Genomic DNA, 11,252 nt, shown 5'->3' on the forward strand with positions numbered 1-11,252 from the left:
CGCAGGACTCAACCCCACCCACCGCGGTACTTGACCACGTCGGACGCCATCGGGGCACGGCGGACGGGGCTACGGGAGGGAATGTGTGACGTTCTCGGTAGCCTGGCGGGTGGCCAGACGGGCCGGGTCCAGGTTGGCGCAGAGGACCACCGTTGCGGCGCGGGTCAGCGGCGCGAGGAGCCAGTCGACCGGGTCGGGGTAGCGGTCGGCGTCGACGAGGATCCGCGCGCCGGGCTCGATGCCCAGTTCCACGGCGCGTGCCTCGGCGTGGGCGAGCAGGTGCGCGTCGGCGGGACCCGACCGGGGCTGCGGGGTGAAGTGGTCGCCGTGGCGGCGTACCTCGACCACGTAGTCGGCGAACCCGGGCGGCACCTGCCGCAGCGGGGCGGCGAGCGGGGACAGCCCGAGGGCGTACCGCTCGTCGGCCGACCAGGACTGCGCCTCGTCGAACCGGTCGGCGGCGGCGAACAGGACCTCCACGTCGCCCGGCGTGTCGGTGACGCTCAACTTGGCCGACCAGCAGCCCAGCAGCACCGCGGCGGTCTGCCAGTGCGGCGGCAGCAGCACCCCGGCCGGTGAGCCCGGCGCGAGACCCACCTCGTCGACGAGCAGGTTCGCGGTCTTCGCCACCCAGTTCGCCAGTGTGGCGCCGGAGAGTTCGGTGCGGTCGCCGCTGGCGTCGTCGTACCAGGTCAGCAGCGGTCGGGTCGGGTCGGTAGCGATCGCGTCGGCGAAGACCCGGGCAATGTTGTCGGCCATCGGCGCGAACGATACGCCCCCGGGAGCCGTACTCGAAGACGATGACAAGTCGGCGTACCGTCGGGTCGCAGTCAGCGTCGGCCCCGTACTCCGGCGTAGGCTTTACCCCCGGAGTGTTGTTCCCCACAGACCCGCCAGTGCAAGGAGTCGCCCCGTGACCGCCGGTCGCCCGCCCCGCGTGCTCATCGACGCCACGAGTGTCCCCGCCGACCGTGGTGGTGTCGGTCGATACGTCGACGGTCTGCTCGGTGCCCTCGGCAAGGTCTGCGGGTCGGGGGTGGAGCTGGCAGTGGTCAGCCTCCGCACCGACCTGGAGCGGTACACCCGGATGCTGCCCGGCGCGGAGATCATCCCAGCGCCGGCCGCCGTGGCACACCGCCCGGCGCGCCTCGCCTGGGAGCAGACCGGCCTGCCGCTGCTGGCCCAGCAGGTGGGCGCGCACGTGCTGCACTCGCCCTTCTACACCTGTCCGCTGCGGGCCGGCTGTCCGGTGACGGTCACCGTGCACGACGCGACGTTCTTCACCGAGCCGGAGCACTACGACAAGTCGCGCCGGACGTTCTTCCGCAGCGCCATCAAGACCTCGCTGCGCCGGGCCGACCGGGTGATCGTGCCCAGCAAGGCCACCCGGGACGAGCTGATCCGGCTGCTCGACGCCGATCCGACCCGCATCGACGTGGCCTACCACGGGGTCGACCACGCCGCCTTCCACGCGCCCGGCGAGGAGGAGAAGGCCCGGGTACGCGCCCGGCTGGGGCTCGGCAACAGCAGCTACGTCGCCTTCCTCGGCGCGAAGGAGCCGCGCAAGAACGTGCCCAACCTGATCCGTGGCTGGGCGCGCGCCGTGGCCGACCGGGACGACCCGCCGGCGCTGGTGATCGCCGGCGGGCAGGGCCACGACGACGACATCGACCGGGCGGTGGCCGAGGTCCCGTCGCACCTGCGCCTGCTGCGCCCCGGCTACCTGCGCTACGCCGACCTGCCCGGCTTCCTCGGTGGCGCGCTGGTCGCCGCCTACCCGTCCTACGGGGAGGGGTTCGGCCTGCCGATCCTCGAGGCCATGGCGTGCGCCGCGCCGGTGCTGACCACGCCCCGACTCTCGCTGCCCGAGGTGGGTGGCGACGCGGTCGCGTACACCTCGGAGGACGCGGAGCAGATCGGCGCCGACCTGGCCGCCCTGCTGGACGACGAGCAGCGCCGGTTGACGCTGGCGAAGGCCGGTTTCGACCGGGCCAAGGAGTTCACCTGGGAGTCCAGCGCCGAGGTGCACATCGCCGCGTGGAGTCGCGCCCGCTCCTGATCATCGGCGTATTACGACGGTGGTGGTGTCCGACTCAGGTCGTTCAGGCATGATGTGGCGATGTTCTACGCCGTGATCCCGGCCGGTGGCAGTGGCACTCGTCTGTGGCCGCTGTCCCGCGCGGACCGTCCGAAGTTCCTCCTGGCGTTGACCGGGACGTCCGAGTCCCTGCTCCAGGCCACGGTCAGTCGGGTGGCGCCGCTGGCCGGCCCGGACCGCACCTATGTGGTGACCGGGGTCGCGCACGCTGCGGCGGTTGCCCGCCAGGTCCCGCGGCTGCCGGATGACAACATCGTCGTGGAGCCCTCCCGGCGGGAGTCGTGCGCGGCGATCGGCCTCGCGGCGGCGATCATCGCGCGGCGTGAGCCGACCGCCGTCATGGGAGCCTTCTCCGCTGATCACGTCGTCGGCGATGACGATCGTTTCCTCGAGATCCTCCGCGCGGCGATCGCCGCCGCGGAGGATGGCCAGATGGTGGCGGTGGGAATCACCCCGACCTATCCGGAGACCGGGTACGGCTACCTCGAGGCGGGTGAGCCCGTCGGTTCGGGTCCGGCCCGCCGGGTGCTGCGCTTCAAGGAGAAGCCCGAGTACGACCTCGCCGTGAAGTATGTGGAGTCCGGCCGCTTCTACTGGAACGCGTCGATGTTCGTGTGGCGGGTCGACGTGTTCCTCGGCGAACTCGCCCGTCAGCAGCCCGCCCTGTTCGCCGGGCTGACCGAGATCGCCGCTGCCTGGGACACCGAAGAGCGGGCCACGGTGCTCGACCGGGTGTGGCCCAGCCTGAGGAAGATCTCGGTGGACTTCGCCGTCATGGAGGGCGCCGCCGAGAAGGGTCTGGTGTCCACCGTTCCCGCCGACTTCCCCTGGAACGACGTCGGCGACTTCAACTCCCTGGGCGACGCTCTCAGCCGCTCGGCCACCGACAACGTCATCATCGGGGCGGACGAGTCGGTGGAGCAGGGGCGGGTGATGGCCCGGGACACCACCGGGTCGGTGCTGGTGACCCGCACGGGCCGGCTGATGGTGACACTGGGCCTGCGCGATGTGGTCGTCGTCGACACCGCGGACGCGCTCTTCGTCTGCGACCGGTCGCGGGCGCAGGAGGTCAAGGAAGTGGTTGCCGATCTGGAGGCGGAGTCGGCCCAGCAGTACCTGTAGTCAGCCGTTGTCGTGTGCGGCCCGCTGCACTGGTGGCGGGCCGTACCGGTCCTGGTCGGTGACGGGGCGGCTGTCCTGCCATGCCCGTTCGAAGGCGCTGAGGAAGAAGCTGAACCACTCGCCGTCGGTGGTCCGTTCCAGTTGGACGAACGGCGTCATGTCCACCGGCATCTTGTACATGTGGAAGTGTGCCGCCAGGCTGCCGGAGCGCAGCGTCGGATCGATGATCACGTAACTACAGAAGATCATCTTCTCGGTCAGTCGGATCTCGACCCGGCCATCGCCCCCGGCCTCGAGTGATCGGTGCAGGATGCGGTAGTTGTTGCGCAGGTGGTCGATCGCCAAGCGGAACTCGCCGTCGTCCGGGGACACCCAGTTGTCGAAGACCATGTGGTCGGCGTACCGCTGCACGCTCTCCCGGATCGGCGCGCTGAGCATGATCTTGATGCGGACGCCGGCCCGGGCCACCTCCTCGAGCCGTCCGGCCATGCCGACGACGGTATCGAGGCTCGGTCCGACGAGGATCACCTCACGCCGCGCGGCTTCCACCACGTCGGCGAGGCGGGGGACCTGGTTGCGTCGCGTCATCACGACGTGGTGGTCGCCCTGGCGGGGAATCCGTCTGGACAGGTCGTTGAGTCTGTTGAGGACGTTGTTCAGGATTCCGGTGCGCTCGGCCAGATTGTCGATCGCGAGCAGGCCGAGCAGGGCGAGGATGATCTCCTGCTCGGAGTAGTCCAGCCCGGCGATCTTCACCTTGGCCAGGGCCAGGATGGCGAGCAGTACGCAGAGCAGTGCGATTCCGTACCGTCGGATCCACCCGAGCATGACGCCTCCCTCGGCGATCTGCACCGAGCCTAGGAGGGAGATCGTCGGTCGGCAATCGGCCGATCACTTTCTGACGTCGTCTCGGCGAGCCAGGCCAGTGCGCGGTATGCCGCCGCCACCGACGACTGCGTACGGACAGCGCCGGTGGCGAGGAGTTCGGCAAGGCCCCGCAGTGGCACCTCCACCACCTCCAGACCGCCGGCCGCCTCGTGGGGGTCGAGCTGCTGGGCGCCCGCCGGGTAGGCGTCCCGGGACACCAGGCAGTACACGCGGTTGGTGTTCCTCGTGGAGTCGTCGTGGAAGCTGCCGATGCAGGTCAGTGTCGGGGCGACCCAGCCGGTCTCCTCACGCAGCTCGCGTCGCCCCGCGTCCTCCGGAGTCTCGTCACTCTGGATCATCCCGGCCGGTAGTTCGAGCGTGATCTCCCGGACGCCGTGCTTGTACTGGCGGACGAGGGGCAGCCGGTCATCCTGGAGTGCGACGACGATGGCGATGTCCGGGCGTACGCAGACGTAGTAATCGTTGACGACCACACCGTCCGGCAACCGGACCTGATCACGTCGCACCTGGAACTGAGGCGTCTTCAGCGCTGTTGAGGAGGCCAGTGCCTCCCACGGCCGTGGTTTCACGTCTGGGCTCGCTCTCCGTACGCACTCCGACGTCCGAGATTCGCACCCTGTGTACCACCCATCCCGCCGAGGCGAGTCGCTGGCGCGCGGCGTCGGTGGACATCAGCAGGAGCCAGGCCGACCCTCGTCCGGCACCGCCGAGTGGCTTGCCGACGACGGCACCCTCTCGTACCAGCGTCCATACCGGTGTCTCCTCGATCCCCGCGCGGATCACCGGGTGCAGCCGCCGTTGCCGATCCAATACGGCCAGCAGCAGGGCGGCGAGATCCGACCGCGCTGGTTGGGCGGTGGCGAGCAGGTCGCTGATCTGGTCGCCCAGTGCGACGAGACCGGCCAGGGCGCCGACGGTGTCGGCCTCTCCCGCGCGGTACCGGTCGGCGACCAGCTGCACCAGCCGGTCCGAGCCGACCCGACGGTCCGCGGGTGGCGGAACCGCCAGGACCGCGTCCCGCAGGACGCTGCCGGCGTGGCCCAGGCGGTGTACGTCGACACCGTGGTCGTGGAACGAGTAGGAGGTGAAACCGCCGAAGGTGGCGGCGAACTGGTCCTGGAGGCCGCCGTGGTGGCCGCAGAGGCGTTCGACGGCGGCGGCCACGTGCGGCACTGACGAAAGAGAGATGCCCATGTCGTCGAGTGCGAGCAGCGCGGCGGTGGCCGCGGTCATCACGGTACCGGAGCTTCCGGTGCCGGACCCCATGGGTAGCGGGATGGTCGCGTCGAGGTGGGCCGGAATCCCCAGCAGAAGGAGCAGCTTTCCGAGAAGTCGTTCGAGGCCGGTTCGTCCCCGCCCAGGTTCGAACCGTGGCGCGTCGACCACCGGCCCCCGCGAGTCGACCATCCGGATCGAGTAGCCGCCCTGCGATCGCGTGGCCCGTACGGCGACCCGATGGTCGAGCGCGGCGCTGACCATGCGCGCCGGCCGGGACCGCAGGAAGGGCTCGCAGTCGGTGAAGCCGCCGGTCAGGTCCGCGCGAAGAGGTGCCGTGGCGACGGCGACGCGGATCACGCGATGTCCAGTAGGCGGCCGATGGACAGCTTGGCCGGTGCCTGAAGCGCGAAGAACTCCTCCATGACCTCGGTGAGGCCGTACTCCTCGACGAGGTCTCCGGAGAAGTGGGTGTCCGTCGGCCGCGCCCCGGGTCGGTTGTAGGCCCAGACGTTGATCACGAAGTCGTCGGCCGGCAACGAACGGCAGAGGTCCAGGGTGCGCAGGGCCGCGTTCGCCGAGTCGGGCACGGGGCCACCCAGGAGGACGTAGACGGTGAGGTTGAGCCCCTGGTCGCGAACACGGTCGCAGGCCGTGCGGATCTGCTGGGCGCGCTGGTGCTTGCCCATCACTCGAAGCGTGGAGTCGTCGGCCGATTCGATCCCGATCTTCACCTCGTGGACGCCGAAGGCCGCGAGTTCGGCCAGGCGGCCGGGCGTCACCTGGTCGACGGAGAGCTCGATCGAGAACCCGGGCCGTCGGCCGACGCGGTCCAGCCCTTCAGTGAGTGCAGCCAGCCGGGCACCCCGGGCCAGGAAGATCGCGTCGCCGATGTCGAGCCGCGCCCGGTCGGCGCGCTGCTCGACGTCGGCGGCGACCACCGCAGGAGGCGCCGGCCGATAGGGCTGCGCGGCGGCGTCGCAGAACGAGCAGGCCCGTACGCAGCCGAAGGACGTCATGATCACGTCCCACGTCGAGCCGGTGGCGTCCGCCGCCAACAGCGGTGGCGCCGGGGTCCACGGCCGCGTCGACCGGGCGGCCAGCACGGTGGAGACCGCCTCCGCGCCGAACACGTCGTCGACCACCGCGTCGAAGGCGGCGCGCGCCTGCGGTGCCGTGCCGAAGCGGCTCCCGATTCCTACGCACCGGATGCCCTGCCGGCGCAGAAGCTCGGCCAGCCGTGCCGCGAAGAACGCGTTGCCGAGGTCCACCCAGGGCGTGAGGGCGTCGCCGGCGGACAGGACCACCACGTCCGGTGCGAGCCCCAGGATGCGTTCGGCGGATTCGTAGAGCAGCGGCGACGGACCGTCCAACGCCGCGTGGAGCAGCGCGGACCGGGCGAACAGGTTGCGCCACGTGCAGTGGGCGGTCGCGTCCGTCCGATCGAGATTGAGGATCGTGCACGCCGCGCCCTGGTCGTCGAGTCTGCGCGCCAGGTAGGCGAGTTCCAGCGGTCCACGGTTGTTGTGCGAGCCGAAGATGCGAAAGAACGGGGGCTGCGCGAGGACGATCCTGGTGCGGGACGACATCGCCACCTCGTGGAGGCCGGGAGTGGCCATGATGCCAGCTCAGCTACGTACCAGCAACTGAGCGTGAGAGCGTCCCGGGTGGGGGTGTCAGCGGCGAAGAGGGCTACGTCTGAGGGCCGCGAGGGCCGGCGCGACGAGTTGCGCGGTCCCGCCGGCCAGCGGCTCGGGCAGCGCGTCCGGCGGGAACCACCCGAGCGCCTCGGCCTCGTCGCTTACCTGTTCCACCGCGCCGGGCGGCGCGAGTACGGCGAACCGGACGTCGAAGTGCAGGGAGCCGCCCTGGCAGGCGACCTCGTGCACGTCCACGTCGATCGGTACCGGGTCGATGCGCAGACCGTCGATCCCGGACTCCTCGGTGGCCTCCCGCAACGCGGCGGCCACCAGGGTTTCGTCCGTCGGCTCGCAGTGCCCGCCGAGCTGCACCCACATTCCGAACGTGCCGTGCAGGCAGAGCAGCACCCGCGAGCCGGTCGGGTCGAGGATCAGCGCGCTGGCGGTCAGATGCCCGGGGCGGTGCTGCCGGCTCATCGCGACCGGGCCGGCGGCCAGTATCGCGAGGGTCCTCTCGCGCGCGGCGGCGGCGTCCGGGCTGGTGGGCTGCCAGCCGCCGAGCAGCGCGGCGGCGTCGGCGTGCAGCGAGGCGTACGTCTCGGGGTCGGTCGGGTGGGCGGTGAGCGCGGTGTCGGGCACCTCGCCACTGTACGAGCGCCCGCTCCGTACCCTGGCGCGGTGACCCTGCGACTCGTCGAATTCGTGGTGGCCGGCAACGAGGCCAGCGATCTGCTGCCGGTGCGTTCGGCGGCGCTGCTGCGCGCGTACGGCGCCCGGCGGGGCTTCTGGACGGTGCTGGACGAGGGGCCGGTGGAGCGCTGCCTGGCGCTGCTGCTGGAGTTGGACGGCGGCGAGTGGACGGCCCGGCACGTGGTGGCGGACGCCGGGGGCGAGAACGGCCGCACCGAGGACGGCGAGGCGCTCGCCCACCACGATGGCTGGGTGTACGTCTTCGGCTCCCACTTCGGGTCGAAGGCCGGCCCGCTGCGCCCCCGGCGTGCCTTCGTGGCCCGGTTCCGGGAGGACGACGCGGCGGCCGGTCCGCTGCCGGTGCAGGTGGTCCGCAACCGGTTCCGGCTGCATCGGGCGGTAAACGACGCTCTCGCCGTGGCGCCGCTGGGTCTGCTGCCGCCGGGGGAGCGGGTGCGGGACCGGTTCATCGTGGAGACCCTGGCCCGGGGGACCGCCCGGGCGAAGAGCTGGGTGACCCGGCTGGCCCCGGACGACCTGCCCCTGAACGTGGAGGCCGCGGCGTTCACCCCGGCTGGGACGGTGCTGCTGGGGCTGCGCTTCCCGGTCACCTCGGCAGGTGAGCCGATCGTGGTGGAGGTGTCCGGTGTGCCGGACATGTTCGCTGCCGAGCCGGCGTGGCCCCGGGCGCTGGGGGCGTACGCGGTGAGCGGGGTGACCCCGCCGGGGGCGTTGACCGGGTTCCGGGCCATCGCGCCGACCTCGGACGGCGGGTACGACGCGGTGATCGGGTCGATCGACGCGCTGGGCAAGGGTTCGGTGCTGCTCGACGACCATCCGGGTGGGGGTGACGTCACGTCGCGGCACGTCCGGTTCCGGTTGCCGGCGGGTGAGTCGGGCGGCGCGGTGCCGGACGCGGACCGGCTCGACGGGGAGGTGGTGGCGGAGCTGGCGCCGTTCCACCACGTCGAGGGGCTGGCCACGCTGGACGGGCGGGTCTTCTACGTCACCGACGAGGATCACCGGGTCGCGCTGTGGGTGGGGTGAGCAGAGGTCGGCGAAATGATCGGACGGCACCTCTGCGGAGCAAGGGCCGCAGACCCTCGTGGTGCCGCCCGATCACCGGTCCTCCCCGGCCCCGGTGCCCAGGCGCCGCGTACGTCCATGACGTACCGGTGCCGTGCTCGGGCACTGGAAGCATGCCGAACTGTCCCGGTAGACGTCGAGGTTTTTCATCTCAGGCTTAAAGATGGAGATAACTGCCGGGCAGGTAGAGTCGAACGGTCACCCGGCATCCCCCTGCCGGCGACACGGGAGTGCTCCATGCTGAAGATCCACTTTTCGGGCGAGGACATCCTCCGGACCCGGGTGGCCCCGGCGGCGGACCCGGTCTGGGAGCTGGTCCTCAGCCTGCACGCGTTGCAGGGCCGCAACCGCGACCCACTGACGTCGTCCTGGCGACACACGGTGAGCCGGGAACTACGCCAGGACGCCGCCTCCGAGCAGCTCAAACTGCTCTTCGCGTTGAATCCGCCGCGTGGGTACTTCCCCGACTTCCTCACCCCGTACGCAAGTGTCGAGGGTTTCCAGGCCGGGCTGGACGCGGTCCGCAGCACCCCCGTCGAGCTGCTGCGACGGGACCTGGGTGTGCTCGCCGCCGAAACCCCGCTGCCGTCGTCGGCCGCCGCGCTGGCCCGCGGCGACGTGGCGGTGCTGCACCACCTCGCCGAGTCGATGGAGCGGTACCGGTCGCTGGCGATCGGCCCGTACTGGCACCGGATCCAGGCGGCGGTGGCGGCGGACCGGGCCCGTCGGGCGCGAGCGCTGCTCGACGGCGGCGTGGAGGGTCTGCTCACCAGCCTCCGGCCGGCGATGCGCTGGGAGGGTGGGGTCCTCGAAGTTCGCGACTACCCGCACCACCGGGAGCTGCACCTGGACGGCCGGGGCTTGCTGCTGGTGCCGTCGTTCTTCTGCGCGAGCACCCCGGTCGCCCTGCTCGATCCGGCGTTGCCGCCGGTGCTCGTCTATCCGGTGGACCGGCTGGGCGGGCTGGCCCCGGCCGACGGCACCGCACCGGGTGCGACAGACGCCGGCCGGGACTCGCTCGCCGCGCTGCTCGGACGGACCAGGGCGGCGGTGTTGCAGGCCAGCGACGACGGCTGCACCACCGGCGAGATGGCCCGTCAGCTCAACATCTCACCGGCGGCGGCGAGCCAGCACGCCACAGTGCTGCGCAACGCCGGCCTGCTCGTCAGCCACCGTGACCGCAACCGGGTGCTGCACACGTTGACCCCGCTCGGCCGGGCCATGCTGGACCCCTGAGCGCGGCCGGACGGGTCACAGGGCGAGCGTGGCGCTCGCCGTGCTGCCGGACGGCGGCGGGAGCAGGGCCGATCCGATGCCCTCGGCGGCCAGGGCGACGCGCAGCCGGTGCAGGTCGGCGCCGAAGCGGACCAGGTCCATCGGCTCGACCGGGGCCGGTGGCGAGCCGAGCACCAGGGCCGTGGCGCCGTCCGGCCACCCGGGCACCTCGGCGATCAGTCCGGCACGTACCTCCGATTCGTCGACCAGGGTGAAGACCGTGCCGGGCGCGACCACGCCGACGACCGCCTCGATCGCCCGCCGCGTGGCCGCCGGATCGGCAGGCGTCGGACCGGGACCGTCGGCCAACGTGACGGCGTCGGCCAGACCGGCCGCGCGGGCCTCGGCGGTGCCGAGCGAGAAGAGATCCTGCGCGGCGTCACGCACCAGCACCTTCGCGCCATCGCCGTCGTCCGGGCCGGTGGCCGACAGGTAGCCCCGCACCACCGCGACCGGGACCTGGTCGCACTTGCCCTTGATCAGCTCGCCGGCGGCGGCCAGCTCGTCCACCACGGCCATCTGGGTCAGTTGCAGCTCGTTGCCGTACGGGTCGACCTCGCCCCGGTGGTCGCGGATGGCCGACATCCCCGCCACCCCGAGCGCCACGTCGGTGAGCCCGTTGCGCCAGGGCCGCCCCATCGTGTCGGTGACGACCACGGCGACGTCCAGCCCGTAGTGCTCGCGCAGGGCGGCGCGCAGCGCGCGGGCCGACGCGTCCGGGTCCACCGGAAGCAGGACCAGTCGGGTCTTGTCCACGTTCGACGCGTCGATGCCCGCGGACGCCATCACGAAGCCGTGGTGGGTCTGCACGATCCGGGTCGGCCCGCGGCTGGCGACCACCCGCGCGGTCTCCGCCGCCAGCACCTCGTCGCGCGCGGCGAGTCGCTCCGGCCCGTCCGCCGGAACGTCGACCAGTCGGCCCTCGGCCTTCGAGACGATCTTGCTGGTGACCACCAGCACATCACCGTCGCGCAGCCAGGGCGCGGCGGTCGCGATCAACGCCGCTAGGTCGTCGCCCTCGGTCACGTGGCCGATGCCCAGCACCGGCAGGATCTCCAGCCTCACGTCAACTCCACCGCGGCGCGGACCATCGCCGCCGTCGCCGCCTCGTCGGTCATCCGCAACGGCACCGCGCGGACCGTCACCTCCGGCACCACCGCGCCCGAGTCCTCCTCGTCGACCAGCCAGCCGTCCAGCAGGCCGCCGGCCGGCCGGCCCCCGTACAGCCGACCCACCCC

Annotated in this window: 11 protein-coding genes and 1 pseudogene; 4 read left to right on the forward strand and 8 right to left on the reverse strand. The window is 71.8% G+C overall.

Features of this window, described 5'->3' with window-relative positions:
* Positions 1-69 precede the first annotated feature (69 nt).
* Positions 70-759, reverse strand: a complete 690-nt coding sequence (locus FHG89_RS32480; protein ID WP_139588198.1) for a TIGR03089 family protein — start codon at positions 757-759, stop codon at positions 70-72.
* Between the two features lie 154 nt (positions 760-913).
* Between FHG89_RS32480 and FHG89_RS32485 the strand changes: the two genes are divergently transcribed.
* On the forward strand, positions 914-2,059 hold the full coding sequence (locus FHG89_RS32485; protein WP_139588199.1) for a glycosyltransferase family 4 protein: 1,146 nt from the start codon (positions 914-916) through the stop codon (positions 2,057-2,059).
* Positions 2,060-2,119: 60 nt separating this feature from the next.
* Positions 2,120-3,220, forward strand: coding sequence for a mannose-1-phosphate guanylyltransferase (locus FHG89_RS32490; RefSeq protein WP_139588200.1), 1,101 nt, complete (start codon positions 2,120-2,122; stop codon positions 3,218-3,220).
* Here the strand turns inward: FHG89_RS32490 and FHG89_RS32495 are convergent, their stop codons facing one another.
* From FHG89_RS32495 to FHG89_RS32515, 5 genes are read right to left on the reverse strand one after another with little or no spacing between them, the layout of a single operon-like run.
* Complete coding sequence (locus tag FHG89_RS32495) at positions 3,221-4,048, reverse strand: hypothetical protein (RefSeq protein ID WP_139588201.1); 828 nt, start codon at positions 4,046-4,048, stop codon at positions 3,221-3,223.
* A 29-nt stretch (positions 4,049-4,077) separates the two neighbouring features.
* Complete coding sequence (locus tag FHG89_RS32500) at positions 4,078-4,614, reverse strand: NUDIX hydrolase (RefSeq protein ID WP_167517588.1); 537 nt, start codon at positions 4,612-4,614, stop codon at positions 4,078-4,080.
* A complete protein-coding gene (locus tag FHG89_RS32505) occupies positions 4,604-5,683 on the reverse strand; it encodes a GHMP family kinase ATP-binding protein (protein WP_139588203.1) in 1,080 nt (359 codons plus the stop codon). Before FHG89_RS32505 ends, FHG89_RS32500 begins: the two co-directional genes overlap by 11 nt.
* Positions 5,680-6,942: a B12-binding domain-containing radical SAM protein gene (locus tag FHG89_RS32510; protein ID WP_139588204.1), complete on the reverse strand. Its 1,263-nt coding sequence runs from the start codon at positions 6,940-6,942 to the stop codon at positions 5,680-5,682. Before FHG89_RS32510 ends, FHG89_RS32505 begins: the two co-directional genes overlap by 4 nt.
* A gap of 57 nt (positions 6,943-6,999) precedes the next feature.
* Positions 7,000-7,602: an NUDIX hydrolase gene (locus FHG89_RS32515; protein ID WP_139588205.1), complete on the reverse strand. Its 603-nt coding sequence runs from the start codon at positions 7,600-7,602 to the stop codon at positions 7,000-7,002.
* A 39-nt stretch (positions 7,603-7,641) separates the two neighbouring features.
* On the opposite strand from FHG89_RS32515, the gene FHG89_RS32520 reads away from it, so the two are divergent.
* Together FHG89_RS32520 and FHG89_RS32525 are read left to right on the forward strand one after the other, a co-directional pair.
* Positions 7,642-8,700, forward strand: a complete 1,059-nt coding sequence (locus FHG89_RS32520; RefSeq protein ID WP_139588206.1) for a DUF4185 domain-containing protein — start codon at positions 7,642-7,644, stop codon at positions 8,698-8,700.
* A 276-nt stretch (positions 8,701-8,976) separates the two neighbouring features.
* On the forward strand, positions 8,977-9,975 hold the full coding sequence (locus FHG89_RS32525) for a winged helix-turn-helix domain-containing protein (RefSeq protein WP_139588207.1): 999 nt from the start codon (positions 8,977-8,979) through the stop codon (positions 9,973-9,975).
* Positions 9,976-9,990: 15 nt separating this feature from the next.
* Here the strand turns inward: FHG89_RS32525 and FHG89_RS32530 are convergent, their stop codons facing one another.
* Complete coding sequence (locus tag FHG89_RS32530; protein WP_139588208.1) at positions 9,991-11,079, reverse strand: coenzyme F420-0:L-glutamate ligase; 1,089 nt, start codon at positions 11,077-11,079, stop codon at positions 9,991-9,993.
* Positions 11,076-11,252: pseudogene (locus FHG89_RS32535) on the reverse strand (2-phospho-L-lactate transferase); the annotation flags it as partial. The gene FHG89_RS32530 and the pseudogene FHG89_RS32535, both read right to left, overlap by 4 nt.

The sequence above is a fragment of the Micromonospora orduensis genome, from assembly GCF_006228125.1.
GTDB lineage: Bacteria > Actinomycetota > Actinomycetes > Mycobacteriales > Micromonosporaceae > Micromonospora > Micromonospora orduensis.